A 17,431-nucleotide genomic window follows, 5' to 3' on the forward strand; every position below is an offset into this window, starting at 1 on the left:
TTGATGAGCAATCCTTCTCAACAACAAGAACTACAGCAGGGTGCCCAGTCCTTTAGCCAGGACGAGTTTAGCTCTCTGCTCAATAAAGAGTTTCGTCCAAAAACCGATCAGGCGCGCTCGGCGGTTGAAAGTGCGGTGAAAACCCTGGCGCAGCAGGCGCTGGAGAACACCGTTACGTTCTCATCCGACACCTATCGCACCATCCAGAACCTGATTGCCGGTATTGATGAGAAGCTGTCGCAGCAGATCAACCAGATTATTCACCACGAAGATTTCCAGAAGCTGGAGAGCGCCTGGCGCGGTCTGAGCCACCTGGTGAATAACACTGAAACCGATGAGATGCTGAAGATCCGCTTTATGAGCATCTCCAAGCAGGAGCTGGGTCGCAACCTGAAACGCTATAAAGGCGTCGGCTGGGATCAGAGCCCGCTGTTCAAAAAGATCTACGAAGAAGAGTATGGCCAGTTCGGTGGCGAACCGTTCGGCTGCCTGGTGGGCGACTACTACTTCGACCACAGCCCGCAGGATGTGGAGCTGCTGGGTGAAATGGCGCGCATTGGCGCGGCCTCACACTGCCCGTTCATCACCGGTACTGCACCAAGCGTGATGCAGATGGAGTCCTGGCAGGAACTGGCGAACCCGCGCGATTTGACCAAGATCTTCCAGAACACCGAGTACGCCGCATGGCGTTCGCTGCGTGAGTCTGAAGATGCGCGTTACCTGGGCCTGGTTATGCCGCGCTTCCTCGCGCGTCTGCCGTACGGTATTCGTACCAACCCGGTTGACAGCTTCGATTTTGAAGAAGAGACTGATGGCGCGAACCACAACAATTACACCTGGTCGAATGCCGCTTACGCGATGGCGACCAACATCAACCGCTCCTTTAAAGAGTACGGCTGGTGCACCTCTATCCGCGGCGTTGAGTCTGGCGGTGCGGTAGAAAACCTGCCTTGCCACACCTTCCCGAGCGATGACGGCGGCGTGGACATGAAGTGTCCGACCGAGATCGCCATCAGCGATCGCCGTGAAGCGGAACTGGCGAAAAACGGCTTTATGCCGCTGATCCATCGCAAAAACTCCGACTTTGCTGCCTTTATTGGCGCGCAGTCGCTGCAAAAACCGATGGAGTATCACGACGCCGATGCCACCGCCAACGCGCGTCTGGCTTCCCGTCTGCCGTATCTCTTCGCCTGCTGCCGCTTCGCGCACTATCTGAAGTGCATCGTGCGTGACAAAATCGGCTCCTTCCGCGAGCGTGATGAGATGGAACGCTGGCTGAACGACTGGGTGATGAACTACGTCGACGGTGACCCGGCAAACTCCTCGCAGGAGACCAAAGCGCGTAAACCGCTGGCTGCTGCAGAAGTGCAGGTGCAGGAGATCGAAGACAACCCAGGCTACTACGCAGCGAAATTCTTCCTGCGTCCGCACTACCAGCTGGAAGGCCTGACCGTTTCTCTGCGTCTGGTTTCAAAACTGCCGTCGCTGAAAACCAAAGAGGCGTAAGGCTGTAAGACCGTAAGCGCGATGCGCTTACGGTCAACTAATACTTTTCGTAACAGAGGGATTTGTGATGAAAATGAGAGCACTACTTGTCACTATTTTAATAACAGTGCCTGTGATGGTTTTAGCGGAAACTAAAACGTATGAATATCCCAGGGCTGAATCTTTACCAGAAGATGACACTTCTGTATTCCCACGCGATCCTGCACTTTTAACCGGGCATGATGTTAAGCTCACCGCCGAGCGTTTTTTCAACGCCTGGAATAATAAAAAAAACGAACGTGAGCGCATTAAAGCTGATATGTATTTTTTAGGCGTGCTGGATGCAACCGAAGGTAAAATATGGTGTAACTACAAAAAAATCCTTCCCAGCTCCGCGCATGAATATATTTATTCAAGCTTATCAAGAATGAAATCAGCGGAAAGAGAACGACCTGCAGCTGAGTATATTGTTAAATCGATGGCCGATATTCTTCCTTGTAATGAGAGGAGTAAAAAATGAGGCCATTATATGAACAATTGAAAAAGCAGCATTACTCTTCAAATGATGTGCGAGCAGGTTTCGTAGACTCTGATGACCTTTTTTCAGAGATAGGCTATGATTTTAAGGCCTTACTACGGCAAGGTCGCCAGTACGAAAACACTTGCGCAGTAAGAATGAGCCTGGCGCTGCTGAAATGTAACATTGAATTTTCAGGGCGGTTTACTATCAGAAAAGGCCCGTTAAAAGGTAAAAAATTTGAAATGGGGGCCAAGCTTCTGGCCGACCAACTCAATAAACCCCATATTTTTGGTAGTGCGGAAATTTACACTGACAAAGTCGAGGGTGGTCGGGCCCTTTTAAAACGTCGTGGTGTCGTTTTTTTTAATAGAATTGATGGTTATGGCGGTGGGCATATTGATATGCTTGAGCCCCTGACAAGTAATTCTTTTATTTGTAACTCAAACTGCTTTCCGCATTGCAAGGAAATCTGGTTCTGGGAATTAAACTGATTCACAGTAATCAAATTATCACTTTAAAAGATTAAATTTCTCTATGTGAGAGAAAACGAATTTCTGAAGAAACACCCGTTTTTTCGGAATGTAAAGAGGCAGAGGTAAAATATGGACGGTTTTATTCAGCCCCATGCTTACCCATTTGCCATATAAGCGCTTTTTCGAAAGCAATATTTATCATTAACGAAGAGTAAATATTATGGCTATTGATATGTTTCTGAAGGTCGATGGAGTTACGGGCGAGTCCAAAGACTCTAACCACACCGGCTGGACTGATATCACATCTTTCTCCTGGGGTGCTTCACAGCCAGGGAACATGAGTGTTGGCGGTGGCGGCGGTGCCGGTAAAGTCAATTTCAACGACCTGCATGTAAATGCACTCATTGACAAATCCACTACCGCTATCCTGAAGCACTGCTCCAGCGGCAAGCATCTGACCAAAGTTGAACTCTCTGTCTGCAAAGCAGGTGGTCAGCAGGTTGAATATGCTCGCATCACTCTGGAAGACGTGCTGGTGACCTCCGTTCAGTACACCGGTGCTGACAACGGCGACACCGTAGGTGTGACCTATGCATTCCAGGCTGCGAAAGTGAAACAGCAGTACTGGGAGCAGTCCTCTTCCGGCGGTAAAGGTGCTGAAACCAGCGCTGGCTGGAACATCAAAGAAAACAAAGAAGCGTAATTGCTTCGGTGAGCCCGCAAGGGCTCACCCTGTTTTCGTGCTGATAAACACCACACATTTCCTCTTTAGTTTTGACTTCCTCTTATCAAATAGCGTGTTTCCTGCAACAGAGAGCTATTGCTACTCAAACGCAGCAGCTTTGCTGAAAGCTGTGTCGTTTGAATGCGTATAAATATTAAAGAATATTTTGAGGATGAACGAATGAGTGTTCTGCGCAAGGGTGATCGTGGTACGAATGTAAAAGAGTTACAACAACTGCTGAGTAAAGCAGGGTTTAACGTCGGTGATGATGGTATTTTCGGCTTGAAAACGGAAATGGCTGTCAAACAGTTCCAGGCTAAACAGAATCTCCATGTGGACGGTATTGTCGGGCGTCGTACGCTCGCTGCATTGGGTAAACCCGTGACAACCCGCGCGCCGCAGCCGCCGATTTCCGGCAGCGCAGGGCGTCAGGCGGTTGGCGCAATGGATATTTCCGCCAGCGGTATGAGCTTCATTTTTCATCGTGAAGCCTGGGCGAACAAAAGCTGTTATCTGCACTGGCCAGGCGGCGCAAGCGGCGTTACGCTTGGGCCGGGCTACGATATGAAAGAGCGATCTGAGCAGTCCATCAAAGCTAAAATGATGGAAATTGGTATCGATGCCATTACGGCAGAGAAGATCAGTAAAGCTGCCGGGCTCAAGGACGACAAAGCGAGCCAGTTTGCTAAAGATAACGCCAAACTGGTGCGCCTGACGGATGAGCAGGAGACAAACTTACTGCGTGCAACGGTCCCCCCGTACGTCAACAGTGTCAGAAATGGTATTTTTGTGCCTCTCAAACAGTATGAGTTTGATGCACTGGTCTCCTTCGCTTATAACCCGGGAGGACGACTGAGAAATGTGTTTGGCTTTATCAACCGTGGGCAGATCTCTGACGCGATGACGGAAATTAAACGCGCCGTTACCAGTAATCATAAAGTGGTGAAAGGCTTGATTAATCGTCGCAACTTTGAAGTGAACTTGTACTTAAACGGCGACTATGGGAATAACTGACCGATGAAGACGCATAAAATTGTGATGCTGGCGGCGGCAATCTCCGCCGCGACCCTGTTGCCGTCACTTGCGCTGGCGGCGAATTCGCCGGTTACGGGCGAATGGCAGGTTAAGCAAGCTTTTATCAATACGGAATCAGAACGTACCCTGAACTATCAGTTCAATGACGATCGCCTGGTGGGACGCTTTCTGAGCGTGACCGATAAGGGGATCTCCACGTCGCTGCCGGGTGGGTCAAACTGCCAGTCACCGACGATAAAAGAGAACGGTTCTACGCTTAACGCCTGGGTTGCGGCAACGCAATCTATTCCGGAGAAAGACGCCGCTAAAACCTATGAGCTGGGCTTAGATGGTAAAGCGAAAGCGAAGGTTGAGAACATTACCTGTGCATCAGGAAACTTTTCTAACGGCGATCCGGGCGCTGATGCCAGTTTCGCAGTGGTTAACAAAAGCGTACTGCTCAACTGGACGGATGGCACCATCTTGTTACTCGCGCCTGTAGATAAAAACAGCAAGCCGAAAGCGTCGTTTGACTGTGCTAAAGCGGCTTCTGCACCGGAAAAAGCGATCTGTAGCGATCGCGAACTGGCGTCACTGGATAACAGCGTCGCGCGCTCCTACCGATCTTTCCGTCAGGAAGCGGTCAAGGTGGGCAATAAGGACCTCGACAAGCAGTTGCAGTCACAGCAGAAAGCGTGGTTAAGCCAGCGCAACAACTGTAATGCGGACACGGAGTGCCTGAAAAAATCGATGAACGATCGTCTGGAAACCCTGGCACATAGCCTGGATGGCGTCTGAGTCGTTTCATAATAGCGGGGAGGGCGCACTGCTTTCCCCGCAGTAGGCTGAGTAACGCTTTCAGATGCCCGTATTCAAACGCAGCCGCTTTACCCAAAACGGCGCCGTTTGAGTGCACATAACTCCAGCAGGAATACGCGATGCGATTCACTATTATCACCAATAAACCCGGTCATCAGCCGCCGCAAAGCCGCTGCGACTTTTATCCTCCGGGCGGCACCATTGGCCGCGGCACCGACAATAATCTGGTGCTGCCGGATAACGACCGCTCTATTTCCCGTCTGCAGGCCATTGTTCATATCTCCGGCACGGGTGAATGCCGTGTCACCAACCGCGGCAACGTGACGCGCGTTGTGCTCAACGACATCCCGCTTGAGCGCGGCCGTCAGGTCGAGCTTCAGGATGGGGACATTCTTGGTATCGATGAATACCGCATCGAAGTGAGCGATCTGATTCAGGACACGCAGCCGGTAAGCCGCATGGCCGAGGAGATGTATCCGAAGCCAACGCCTGCACCGACAGCGAAGCCTGCACCTGCGCCGGCCGCTGCGCCGAAAAACGCAGCAGAGGGCGCGCCAGCCTCCGTGCCGACGGAAATTTGGGACAGCCTGATGCAGGAGTTCTCAATCTCCGACAGCATCTCCAGCAGCCGTGCCAAACCCGCCGAGCCGCAAAACTTCAATCCTTTTGCTGAACCAAAAGAGCCGGAGCGCAACCCGGAAGACCCGCTCTCATTATTGGGCAACCACGAACCGCTGGTCGCGCCAAAATCACTCGATTCAGACAATCTGTTCAATGACGAACAGCTGTTTAAAAACGACAGCATCTTTAATGACGCCACGCCATCGACCTTAGTCCCGCCGGTTGAACCGGTACAGGCACCGAAAGAGAGTGCGCCTGAGAGCGACGAACTCGATCCGCTGGCGCTGTTTGGCGGCAGCGGCAGTGCTCAGCAGGCACGCAGCGACGACCCGCTTGGGCTGCTGAGTGGTGCTGTACCGCTGGCGCATGCTGATGAGATTGCCCTGGCGAAACCGCAGGAGCCCTCTTCGCCGATCATTACCGATCTGCAGGCCAGCGAGCCGCCGGCAGAGCCGCAACCGATTATTACCGATCTGCACGCAGAGGATTTGAGCGGCACGCCGCTCTTCGCCGAAGAGGAGCCGATGCCGCTGCAGGAGGGCGTGCAGGAGCCACAGGATTATGCCGGCATCACGCTGCCGACACCGCAGGCGGTACAGCGCAGCGCGGCGCAGACGCCGAAAGGGCGCCTGCGTATCGATCCGGTGCAGAGCCCTGGCGCAAAATCAGCACCTGCCAGCACCTCCGGCGACAGCGGCGATGTGCTACAGGGTGAACTGCTCGAAGCGTTGCTCGAAGGGATGGGGCTTGGCGATATGCAGCCCGTTCCGCAGTTTGATAAAGAGAACATGCGCCAGTTTGGCCAGATGTTAAGTATGTTCTCGCAGGGCACCGTGGCGCTGCTTTCCTCGCGTTCGATCTTAAAGCGCGGCGTGAAAGCAGATATGACAATGGTGCTGGACGATGCAAACAACCCGTTCAAACTGCTGCCGTCGGGTAAAACCGTGCTGATGCAGATGTTCGGTAACCGCATGCCGGGCTTTATGCCGCCGAAAAAATCGGTGCGCGATGCGCTGATCGACTTGCAGGCGCACCAGTTGGGGATGATCTCCGGTATCCGCGCCATTATCGCGGCGATGCTGCAATCCTTTAATCCTGAGCAGCTGGAAGAGGATGCGAAACGTGACGGTGCGACCTCACGTCTTGGCGTGCTCTCCAACCGCAAGGCCGCGATGTGGGACTACTTTGTGCGCACCTATGCGCAAACCGCCGGTGAGATTGACGATGACTTCCATACCCTGTTCGGTGAAGCGTTCCTCCACGCTTACGACATGGAGGTTAACCAGTACAAAGACTCACAAAGCGGATCGGAAGAATGAATATCAGCACCGCCTCAATATCACGACAAGGCGAGCGTGCCAGTAATCAGGATCAGACCGGAGAAACTATCGGCGAGCGTGCCGCCTGTTTTGTCGTCTGCGATGGCATCGCCGGTTTGCCCGGCGGTGACAAAGCGGCCGAACTGGCGCGCAATGCCATCATCACCGAGTTTGACGGCGATGAGCACCTCAATGCCCAGTACATTCGCAACTACATCAACGGCGCGAACCGTGCAATCCGTAAAGAGCAGCAAGCGGTACGGGATTACAACCGCATGGGCACCACCATGGTCAGCCTGTTTATCGATCGCGATTACGAGCTGGCTTACTGGGCCCACGCCGGTGACAGCCGTCTCTATCTCTTTCGCCGCGGCTGGCTCTATCATGTGACTACCGATCACAGCCTGGTCCAGCAGATGAAAGACGCCGGACATCAGGTTGAAGGCATTAACGGCAACCTGCTCTATTTCGCGCTTGGTCTCGGCGAGGATGAGCGCGAGCCGAGCTACAGCGATGTGGTGCCGATTGAAGATGGTGACGCTTTCTTATTGTGTACGGATGGTTTCTGGCACGGCGTCACCGAAGAGCAGATGCAGCAGTCGCTGCATATGGTCAATACGCCCGACGAGTGGCTGACATTAATGAATCAAATCCTGCTGAAAAACGGTGCCGGGTCACAAACCCAGCAGGATAACTACAGCGCCGTGGCGGTGTGGATGGGTACGCCTCAGGAGACCACGCTTTTGCATACGATCTCTGAAGCCGCTCAGTTTTTCCCTCTTCGTGATTGATACAGCTTACAAGGACTTTTATGAAACTTTGGCTACCGGGTTTGGCCCTGCTTGCGGCATGTGGCAGCGCGCAGGCAGAAAACTACCGCATCGTGCAATCGCCTTCGCAAAAACTGGATGTCTGGATCGACAATGTTGAGGATAACACTCCCAAAAGCTGGTGCGGTAAGACGCTGCCGCTGCGCATTGTCACCGGCGGCGAGAAAAAGCCTTCCGTTCTGAACAACTTCTTACCCCGTCTTGGCGCGCTGCTGGAAAACCAGTGCGGTGCCCTGACGCAGGTGCACTGGAAACTGACTGACGCGCAGGGTACGACGCTGGCTGAAGGTACCGCAGATAAAGCCAAAGAGTGGCAGCCGGTCGTCACCTCAAACGGCGCCGCGCCAGCGCAAACCACGACGCTGCAACAGCCGGTTGGCCGCCCTGAAGACCTTTCCCCACCCGCTAACCGTGCGCCGTGGCAGGAGTTCACCCTGCAGGATGGTTGCCATCTGCGCACCTTCTGGCAGGGCGATGCCAGCGCGGCAGCACTCTTCATCCCCGCTAAAGAGGATGGGAAATGCGAGAAGGGCGGCTGGCTGAACGGCCGCAGCGATGTTACGCAGGTCAGCAACGGCGCCGAAAAGAAAATTACTATGACCTTCGTTCACGGTTTCCCGGTGAGCGGCCTGAGCGACAAAGTGGACGCCGACCGTCTGCTGATCACCACCGTCAATAACGAACGTATGGTAGTGAGCGAAGGCAGTCTGGCGCAGAGCTGGATGATCTTGCCTTACGTTAACAGCCTCAACGGCTGGCAGGCCAACGGCACCGTCGCCGTCGAGATTTCGCGCGAAGTGGCCAGCGATGCCACACGCTTAAAAGCGCGGCTTGATGAAGTGCGCAAAGTCTGGACCCCGTGGTTCGAGCCGGGCACTCGCCTCAATATTCTGCTGATTGACTCCCTGCATCCGCAGTTGCGCGATCCCGCAGTCGGGACCTACAAAACCGTCAACTAAGGAGCAGCCATGAATACCCTATTTCAACAACTGGCGGGTGAGTCCCTGCAGGATAGCCTTGCACAGCTTGAGAGCCGTATTCGCACTCAGCCGGGCGACGCCGATTTACGCGCCGCGTTCGCACAGCTGCTCTGCCTGGACGGCAACTGGACACGCGCGCAGGCGCAGTTAAAAAGCTGGCAGGGGCTTAAGCCGCAGGCGCAGCCGACCGTCACCCTGCTGGAGCAGGCGATCGAGGGCGAGCGTCAGCGTGCCGACGTGATGGCCGGGCGCGCGCGTCCGGTTGCACCGGTCGAGCAGTATCCATGGCTGGCAGAGGTGATTAGCGCACTGGATCCGCAGGGCAGTGATGCCGACGCGCTGCGTGACGCGGCGCTGGAGAAGGCCGACGCCAATCCCGGTCAGCTCGCCACACAGGATGGGCAGACGGTAGCGTTCGACTGGCTGATGGATGGCGACAGCCGCTTTGGGCCGGTATGCGAAGCGATTGTGAATGGTCGCTACTTCTGGCTGCCGTTTAGCGCCATCTCCGCGATGCAGTTTCAGCCGCCCGCCAGCGCCACCGATTTAGTCTGGCGTCACACGCTGGTGCGCCTGCGCGATGGCAGTGAACAGGTGTGCCAGATCCCGGCGCGCTATCCGCTGGAGGATAACGCAGAAGATCGCTTTAAACTCTGTCGCGTCACCGAATGGCAGCAGCTGCCGGGCGAGTCGGCGCACTACCTCGGGATGGGGCAAAAAGTGTGGCTCAATGACGGTGCCGAATATTCGCTGCTCGATCTCGCCACAGTGACCTTCGCTGCGGACGCGACGAATGAGTAACTCCGCACAACATGACGAGGGCGATCTGCTGCGCAGCGGCTGGCGCTCGCGTCGCGGCAAAGATACCGTCGGCGCGCGCGATAAAATGCAGCCCTCGCTGCTCGATCGCCTGACCGATGACGCACCGGACAAAGTGCAGGAACCGGCGAATAACAATCTGATCACCCACTCGGCGCTGCGCCGCAATGTGCTGCGCGATCTGCAGTGGCTGTTTAATACCATCAATAACGAAGCGCAGCAGGATCTCTCCGGCTTTGATGAAGTTCGCCGCTCGGTGGTCAACTTCGGTATTTCGCCGCTGGCGGGCCAGCGGATGTCCGATATTGAATGGAATGATATTCAACGCAAGCTCACCGATGCGATCCTGCACTTTGAGCCGCGCATCCTGCCGCAGGGCCTGCAGGTGCGCTGTATCTCCGATACCAAATCGCTGGATCTGCACAATATTTTGTCGATTGAGATCAAAGGTCGTTTGTGGTGTGTGCCCTATCCGCTGGAGTTCCTTTTTCGCACCGATGTGGATCTTGAAAACGGGCATTTCGAGTTGAAAGACGCGGGGTAATTCATGGAAAGCAAATTACTGGAGTACTACAACCGCGAACTCGCCTGGCTGCGTGAGATGGGCCAGGAGTTTGCCGGGCGCTACCCAAAAGTGGCCGGACGTCTGGGCATGCGTGGGATGGATGTATCCGACCCCTATGTCGAGCGCCTGATGGAGGGCTTTGCCTTTCTCACCTCCCGCGTACAGTTAAAAATGGACGCCGAGTTTCCGCGCTTCTCCCAGCGTCTGCTGGAGATGGTCGCGCCGAACTACCTGGCGCCGACGCCCTCAATGGCAATTGCAGAACTGCAGCCGGACAGCGCCAAAGGCGATCTGAGCAACGGGTTTGTGGTGCCGCGCGGCACCATGATGGACAGCCAGGTGATGAAGAAGAATGGCGTCACCTGTAGCTACACCACCGCCCACGACGTCACGCTGCTGCCGCTGAAAATCAGCCAGGTTGAACTTGGCGGCGTGCCTGCCGATCTTCCTCTGGCGCAGGTTGGTTTAAGCCAGCGCGGCGCGCAGAGCGCGTTGCGTATTCGCCTGAGCTGCGATGGCCCGGTAAATCTCAGCCATCTCGATTTTGACCGTCTGGAACTCTTCCTGAGCGGGCCTGACATGCAGGCGCTGCAACTGCTTGAACTGCTGATGGAGCATCAGGTAGGCATGGTCTGCCAGGCAAACGCGCCGCAGGCTGCACTCCATGTGCTGGCGGATGACGCGCTGCGCCAGGAGGGCTTTGAGGCTAACCAGTCTCTGCTGCCTGACGACCTGCGCAATTTCGACGGTTACCGCCTGCTACAGGAGTATTTTGCTTTCCCGTCGCGTTTTCTCTTTATCAGCCTGCAGGGGCTGCGCACCATGCTGGAAAGCAGCGGCGAAGCCAAATCCTTCGATATCATTATTCTGCTTGATAAAGCGGACGGTCAGCTGGAGCGGGTGGTGGATAAGAGCCATCTGGCGCTGCACTGTACGCCGGTCATCAACCTGTTTCCAAAGATCGCCGAGCGGCAGAAGCTGAGCGAAAGCCTGCACGAATACCATCTGGTGGTCGATAACATCCGTCCGCTGGATTATGAGATTTACTCTGTTGGCAAAATCCACGCCAGCGTCGACGGCCAGCGCGATGAGCAGACCTTCCGGCCGTTCTGGAGCAGTTGGAGCCAGGATGAGGGCAATTACGGTGCCTACTTCTCGGTGCGCCGCGAGCAGCGCGCGCTCTCTGAGCATGCCCAGCGCTACGGCACCCGCACCGGCTATATCGGCTCCGAAGTTTTCGCCTCGCTAGTGGATGAGCAACATGCGCCGTGGCGAGAGGATTTACGCTATATCACCGCAGAAGTGCTGTGCACCAGCCGCGATCTGCCGCTGATGCTGCAGCAGGATATGGGGCAGTTTGTGCTGCCCGATTCGCTGCCGGTGAAATCACTCAAGTTGCGCAAAGGGCCGACGCCGCCGCGTCCGGCGCTGGCAGAAGGGCTCAGTACCTGGCGCTTAATCAGCCAGCTGCAGATGAACTACCTCAGCCTGATGGATGGCGAAAACGGCGAAGGCGCTGCGGCGCTGCGCCAGCTGCTTGGGCTCTATACCCGGCTGGCGGAAGCGCCGGTGGCACGCCAGATTGAGGGCGTGCGCCACTGCGTGCTGGAGCCCGTACATCGCCGGGTGCCGGAGCCGGGGCCGATTGTCTTTGCCCGTGGCGTTGGTATTACCCTTACCGTTGATGAGCAGGCCTTCTCCGGCTTCAGCCCGTGGCTTTTCGGCAGCGTGCTGGAGCGCGTCTTTGCCCGACTGGTGGGCATGAACAGCTTTACGGAGTTTACCCTCAAGAGCCAGCAGCGCGGCGAAGTGGGCTACTGGCCGCCGCGTATGGGCAAGAGGGCGCTGATATGACCGACACGCCCGCGCTCAAGCCTGCGATCGTCCGCCTGAACAGCTTGCCGGATGCCTTCTGGCAGAACGTGATGGCAACGCCGTGGCGTTACGATCTCTTTACTCTGCTGCGTCGCGTGGATGCGCGCGGCGGTGAGCGCTACCCGCTGGGGCGAGCGCCGCTGCCGCGCTTTGAGTCGCTGCGCGTCGGGCAGACACCATCGCTCAGCTTCGCGCCGGCAACGCTCGCCGGAGTGAAACAGCGCGAAGCGTCGCCGCTCTATGATGTGTCGATCTACAGCTTTGGTCTTTTTGGCCCTAACGGCCCGCTGCCCATCCATCTGACGGAGTATGCGCGCGAGCGTATCGACCATCATCAGGATGAGAGCATGAGCGCCTTTGCCGATCTGTTCCATCATCGGCTGACGCTGCTCTTTTATCGTGCGTGGGCGGATGCGCAACCGACGGTCTCTCTCGATCGCAAAGACAATAATCGCTTCGAGCACTATATCGCATCGCTGATCGGCATGGGGCAGCCAGGCCAACTGGAGAAGGGGACGCTTAGCCCCCATTCCCGCTTCGCGCTGGCAGGGCACTTAACCCGCAACGGCCGCGATCCCGAGGGGCTGGCGAAGATCCTGCGCGGCTATTTCAATGTGCCGGTCCACATTGTGGAGAACGTTCCGCAGTGGATGCCGCTCAGCCCGCGCGAACGCGCGCGTCTGCAGGGTGGGCGGCACGCGCCGCGTCTGGGGCAATCCACCTTTCTTGGTGAGGCGGTGCGCGATGTGTGCCATAAATTTCGCATTGAGATCGGCCCGCTACCGGCTGAAACCTACCGGCGCTTTCTGCCGGGAGAGAAGTATGTCGCCGCGCTTCGCGACTGGGTGCGCCAGTATCTGGGCATTGAGTATCAGTGGGCGGTGAAAATTATCCTGCGCAGCGAAGATGTTGTCGGCGCCGCGCTGGGCGGCGACAGCCGTCTGGGGTATAGCGCCTGGCTTGGTATGCAACCGAGACCAGAAGCGCGTGGAGATTTGGTATTTAGCCCGGAGGGGTAATCCTTCGATTTTGCATCCCTGTCTGACGTCTGCACATAATCATTCGCGTTGCGTTGCACGGTAAGCCGGCGTATCCCGGACGCTTACACCCGTAAGCACAAAGGAGATGGGGCCGCCATCGACGAGACAGCACGAAGGATGAAGTGCTAATTAATTATGAATAATGGAAGAACCCATGTCAGAAATCAGCCGCGCCGTCTTATTCGGCAAACTCGACACACTCTTATTCACCTCGCTGGAGAGCGCCACCGCGTTTTGTAAACTGCGGGGCAACCCTTATGTGGAGCTGGTTCACTGGCTGCATCAGTTGATGCAGCAGTCGGATGGTGATCTGCAGCAGGTTATCCGCCACTTTTCACTTGATGAGCAGGCGTTAACGCGCGATATCGTCGCGGCGCTGGATAAACTGCCGCGCGGTGCAAGTTCCGTTTCCGACCTGTCAGAGCATATTGATACAGCGGTTGAGCGCGCATGGGTCTACGGTTCGCTGAAATTTGGCGTCACCCGCATTCGCGGCGGTCACCTGCTCGCGGGGATCCTGAAAACCTGGAGCCTCGCCAACGTACTGAAAGGAATCTCCCCGCAGTTTGATCGCGTCAGCGCCGATGCGCTGCTGGATAATTTCGACACCATTTGTGCCAACAGCAAAGAGACGCAGCAGGCAACGGTCGCCCTGAATGATGAAAGCGGTGTTGCTGCACCGGCTCAGCAGGGAACGCTTGCTCAGTATGGCCAGGATCTCACCGCGCGTGCGCGTGATGGCAAGATCGATCCGGTTGTCGGGCGCGACGAAGAGATCCGCCAGATGGTCGATATCCTGATGCGCCGTCGCCAGAACAACCCATTGCTGACCGGTGAAGCCGGAGTGGGTAAAACCGCCGTGGTCGAAGGCCTGGCGCTGCGTATCGCCAGTGGCGACGTGCCTGAGCCGCTGGTGGACGTTCAGCTGTGGCTGCTTGATATCGGCATGCTGCAAGCGGGCGCAGGGATGAAAGGGGAGTTCGAAGCGCGTCTGCAGGCGCTGATTAACGAAGTGCAGTCCAGCCCGACGCCGATCATTCTCTTTATCGATGAGATCCACACGCTGATTGGCGCAGGTGGCCAGCAGGGCACTGGCGATGCCGCCAACCTGCTGAAACCGGCGCTGGCACGTGGGCAGCTGCGCACCATCGGTGCCACGACCTGGGCTGAGTATAAAAAATACATTGAGAAGGATCCGGCGCTGACCCGTCGTTTCCAGACCGTACAGGTTGCCGAGCCAGACGAAGAGAAAGCGGTACTGATGCTGCGTAGCACCGTGTCGGCGCTTGAGAAACATCACCGCGTACTGCTGCTGGATGAAGCCGTAGTTGCTGCCGTGAAGCTGTCGCATCGCTACATTCCGGCGCGACAGCTGCCGGACAAAGCGGTTGCTCTGCTCGATACGGCCTGCGCGCGCGTTGCCGTCAGCCAGAGTTCCCCTCCGCCGCAACTGGAAGATTGCCTGCACCGCATCGACGCGCTGGACGTGGAGATCGAGATTGCCAATCGTGAAGCCAAAGTCGCCGTTGGCGACAGCGAGCGCGTGGTGAAACTGCAGGCCGATCTGGAGAAACTCGCAGCGCAGCGCGATGAGCTGACGCAGCGCTGGGAGCAGGAGCAGGCGCTGGTGGACAGCATCATCGCCCAGCGTGCGCAGCTACATACCGCGCCGGAAGAGGCGCTGACCGAGTTACGCGCCACCCTTACCGAGCAGCAAAATGCGCTGCGCGCGTTGCAGGGCGATGAGCCGCTGCTCTTTACCTCCGTAGATGCCAACGTGGTTGCCGCCGTGGTCTCTGACTGGACCGGCATTCCGCTGGGCCGGATGGTGAAAGATGAGATCGACGCGGTGCTGAAACTGGCCGATACCTTAAATGAACGCGTTATTGGTCAGCGTCACGGTCTGGAGCTGATTGCCAAACGTGTTCGCACCTCGCGCGCGCGCCTTGACGATCCGAATAAGCCGGTCGGCGTGTTTATGCTCTGCGGCCCCTCAGGTGTCGGTAAAACCGAAACCGCGCTGGCGCTGGCGGAGTCGCTCTACGGCGGCGAGCAGAACATCATCACCATCAATATGAGCGAGTTCCAGGAAGCGCATACGGTCTCTACCCTGAAAGGCGCGCCTCCGGGCTACGTCGGTTATGGTGAAGGCGGCGTGTTAACGGAAGCCGTGCGCCGTCGTCCCTACAGCGTGGTGCTGCTGGATGAGATTGAAAAAGCGCATCCCGATGTGCATGAGATCTTCTTCCAGGTGTTCGATAAAGGGTGGATGGAAGATGGTGAAGGTCGCCATATCGATTTCCGTAACACCATTATCATCCTCACCTCCAACGTGGGTACCGATCTGATTACCGGCATGTGCGCCGACCCTGAGCTGATGCCGGATCCGGACGCACTGCGTGATGCGTTGCGCGCGCCATTGCTGCAGGTCTTCCCGCCTGCGCTGCTGGGCCGTCTGCTGGTGGTGCCGTACTATCCGCTAAGCGATGAGATGCTGGCGATGATCGTGCGTCTGCAGCTTAAGCGCATTCAGCGTCGTCTCGAAGAGAACCATGGCATCGTTTCCGAAGTGGATGAGAGCGTGGTTGAACAGATCGTTGCCCGCTGTACGGAAGTGGAATCGGGCGGACGTATGGTTGACTCCATCCTTACCAACACTTTGCTGCCGCTTATGAGCCAGCTATTACTCGACGCCAGCGCGCGAGACGAGCATTATAAGCGTTTACGTGTCACGTTTGAGCAGGGTGAGTTTCACTGTCAGTTTGCGGCGTAACGCCATTATCAAGAGAGTTTTCCAATATGACGGATCACGATAACAACCGGAGTGTACCGAACGCGTTGCCACCGGGATATCGCTTCAATGAGTTTGAAATTAAAGAAGTGATCGGTGGTGGAGGGTTCGGCATCGTCTATCGCGCCTGGGATCACCAGCTTGAGCGAACCATCGCGATTAAAGAGTTCATGCCCTCTTCGCTGGCAGTGCGTAACGACGACATGACGCTGGTGCTGCGCAGCGAGCGCTTCAGTAAAGCGTTTACCGCCGGTTTGAACAGTTTTATCCAGGAAGCCCGTTTACTGGCCCGTTTTAACCACCCGAACCTGCTGCATGTGCTGCGTTTCTGGGTGCAGAACGACACCGCCTACATGGGGACGGTGTTCTACAGCGGCACGACGCTGTCGCGCCTGCGCGAGAAGAATCCGGCACTGATCAATGAAGCCTGGATCCGCCGCATGCTGCCGATGCTGCTGGGGGCAATTAAGACCATTCACGATGAGGGTTATCTTCATCGCGATATCTCACTGGACAATATCCAGATTCAGGAAAACGGCTTACCGGTGCTGCTTGATTTCGGCTCCGCGCGCCGCAGTATCGGTTCTATTTCTGATGAAACCGAAACCATGCTGCGCCCGGGCTATGCGCCGATCGAGCAATATACCGACGACAACGAGAGCGAGCAGGGGCCGTGGACCGATATCTACGCTCTGGGTGCCGTGCTGCATACCATGATCATCGGCTCACCGCCGCCGGTCAGCGTAGTGCGCAGCATTCAGGACACCTATGTCCCGCTGACCCAGCGCGGGCTGCCGGGCTACTCTCATGCGTTATTGCAGGCTGTCGATCGCGCGCTGGCGCTGAAGATGGAAGATCGTCCGCAGTCGATAGATGAGTTTGCCGCGCTGATTGAGATGCCGGTCGCCGGTATCGACGATGTGCTGAACGTGAAGCAGCCTGGCACCATGCTGGTACCGGTTGAAGAGACGCCGGAAAAAGTTGAGGTTGCTGGCTGGCAGCGCTACAAACTGCCTGCGCTGGTCGCGGCAGGTGTGATTGTTGGTGTTATCGCCGGCGCGCTGCTGTTCAGCAGCAGCTCGGAGCCTGAAAAGGGCGCAACGGAGACGGTCAATAATTCGCAGCCGCAGCAGAACAGCGCGCCTGTCGAGCCGCCGCGCCAGACCGAGCCAGTTGCACAGCCGACGACTCAGCCAGCACAGAGCCAGAGTGAAACGCCGAGCGCCGCACCGGTGGCCTCGCAGACACCGATAGCACAACTCTTTGTTCGGATGAACGAGGGCGAGAAGCTGACGCTCAACGGCGAAAGCCAGTCTGTTTCACCGGCCACCAACGGTTTTGCCTCTCTGAAAGTGAAACCGGGCCGTTACGAGCTGGTGCTGGAAGGCAATGGCCAGACTCGTAGCCAGACTGTCGATATTGCTAACCCGGGCACCTGGCTTATCAATCCGCAGCCGCGGTAATCGTTGTTTACCCGGGCACCCTGACCCGGTCACGCGCGGGAGCGTCATCCCGCGCGTATCATTTCACCTTGCTGCAGGGAGCAACGGCTTCTT

General features: G+C 56.6%; 15 protein-coding genes. All 15 read left to right on the forward strand.

The annotated features are described in order from the left end of the window. Nucleotides 1–3: 3 nt before the first annotated feature. The 15 genes from tssC (at nt 4) to IAE48_RS05930 (ending at nt 17,338) form a co-directional block, all read left to right on the forward strand. Nucleotides 4–1,506 carry a type VI secretion system contractile sheath large subunit gene (tssC, locus tag IAE48_RS05860; protein WP_023480123.1) on the forward strand — a complete coding sequence of 501 codons (1,503 nt, stop codon included), beginning with the start codon at nt 4–6 and terminating at the stop codon, nt 1,504–1,506. A 73-nt stretch (nt 1,507–1,579) separates the two neighbouring features. Beyond that, complete coding sequence (locus IAE48_RS05865; protein ID WP_370568963.1) at nt 1,580–2,005, forward strand: Rap1a/Tai family immunity protein; 426 nt, start codon at nt 1,580–1,582, stop codon at nt 2,003–2,005. Then, nucleotides 2,002–2,496: a T6SS effector amidase Tae4 family protein gene (locus IAE48_RS05870; protein ID WP_200133765.1), complete on the forward strand. Its 495-nt coding sequence runs from the start codon at nt 2,002–2,004 to the stop codon at nt 2,494–2,496. Before IAE48_RS05865 ends, IAE48_RS05870 begins: the two co-directional genes overlap by 4 nt. Nucleotides 2,497–2,698: 202 nt before the next feature. Then, complete coding sequence (locus tag IAE48_RS05875) at nt 2,699–3,181, forward strand: type VI secretion system tube protein Hcp (protein ID WP_023480099.1); 483 nt, start codon at nt 2,699–2,701, stop codon at nt 3,179–3,181. A 201-nt stretch (nt 3,182–3,382) separates the two neighbouring features. Continuing rightward, nucleotides 3,383–4,216 (forward strand): peptidoglycan-binding protein, encoded by an 834-nt coding sequence (locus IAE48_RS05880; protein WP_054803667.1) that lies wholly within the window; start codon nt 3,383–3,385, stop codon nt 4,214–4,216. 3 nt (nt 4,217–4,219) lie between these two features. After that, a complete protein-coding gene (locus IAE48_RS05885) occupies nt 4,220–5,014 on the forward strand; it encodes a lysozyme inhibitor LprI family protein (protein WP_200133766.1) in 795 nt (264 codons plus the stop codon). Nucleotides 5,015–5,154: 140 nt separating this feature from the next. Beyond that, nucleotides 5,155–6,975 (forward strand): type VI secretion system-associated FHA domain protein TagH, encoded by a 1,821-nt coding sequence (gene tagH, locus IAE48_RS05890; protein WP_200133767.1) that lies wholly within the window; start codon nt 5,155–5,157, stop codon nt 6,973–6,975. Then, nucleotides 6,972–7,766 (forward strand): PP2C family serine/threonine-protein phosphatase, encoded by a 795-nt coding sequence (locus IAE48_RS05895; protein ID WP_023480106.1) that lies wholly within the window; start codon nt 6,972–6,974, stop codon nt 7,764–7,766. The genes tagH and IAE48_RS05895 overlap by 4 nt, the downstream gene beginning before the upstream one ends. A gap of 20 nt (nt 7,767–7,786) precedes the next feature. Then, a complete protein-coding gene (locus tag IAE48_RS05900; protein WP_200133768.1) occupies nt 7,787–8,764 on the forward strand; it encodes a hypothetical protein in 978 nt (325 codons plus the stop codon). Nucleotides 8,765–8,773: 9 nt separating this feature from the next. Next, nucleotides 8,774–9,586: a type VI secretion system accessory protein TagJ gene (locus tag IAE48_RS05905; RefSeq protein WP_200133769.1), complete on the forward strand. Its 813-nt coding sequence runs from the start codon at nt 8,774–8,776 to the stop codon at nt 9,584–9,586. After that, nucleotides 9,579–10,148, forward strand: a complete 570-nt coding sequence (gene tssE, locus IAE48_RS05910; protein WP_094419669.1) for a type VI secretion system baseplate subunit TssE — start codon at nt 9,579–9,581, stop codon at nt 10,146–10,148. The genes IAE48_RS05905 and tssE overlap by 8 nt, the downstream gene beginning before the upstream one ends. 3 nt (nt 10,149–10,151) lie before the next feature. Further along, a complete protein-coding gene (gene tssF / locus IAE48_RS05915) occupies nt 10,152–12,023 on the forward strand; it encodes a type VI secretion system baseplate subunit TssF (protein ID WP_023480090.1) in 1,872 nt (623 codons plus the stop codon). Continuing rightward, nucleotides 12,020–13,063, forward strand: coding sequence for a type VI secretion system baseplate subunit TssG (tssG, locus tag IAE48_RS05920; RefSeq protein ID WP_094419670.1), 1,044 nt, complete (start codon nt 12,020–12,022; stop codon nt 13,061–13,063). The genes tssF and tssG overlap by 4 nt, the downstream gene beginning before the upstream one ends. 175 nt (nt 13,064–13,238) lie before the next feature. Beyond that, nucleotides 13,239–15,857 (forward strand): type VI secretion system ATPase TssH, encoded by a 2,619-nt coding sequence (tssH, locus tag IAE48_RS05925; RefSeq protein WP_200133770.1) that lies wholly within the window; start codon nt 13,239–13,241, stop codon nt 15,855–15,857. A gap of 26 nt (nt 15,858–15,883) precedes the next feature. Then, on the forward strand, nt 15,884–17,338 hold the full coding sequence (locus IAE48_RS05930) for a protein kinase (protein WP_200133771.1): 1,455 nt from the start codon (nt 15,884–15,886) through the stop codon (nt 17,336–17,338). The last annotated feature ends 93 nt before the right edge of the window (nt 17,339–17,431 follow it).

The sequence above is a fragment of the Kosakonia sp. S57 genome (assembly GCF_016516575.1).
GTDB classification, from domain to species: domain Bacteria; phylum Pseudomonadota; class Gammaproteobacteria; order Enterobacterales; family Enterobacteriaceae; genus Kosakonia; species Kosakonia cowanii.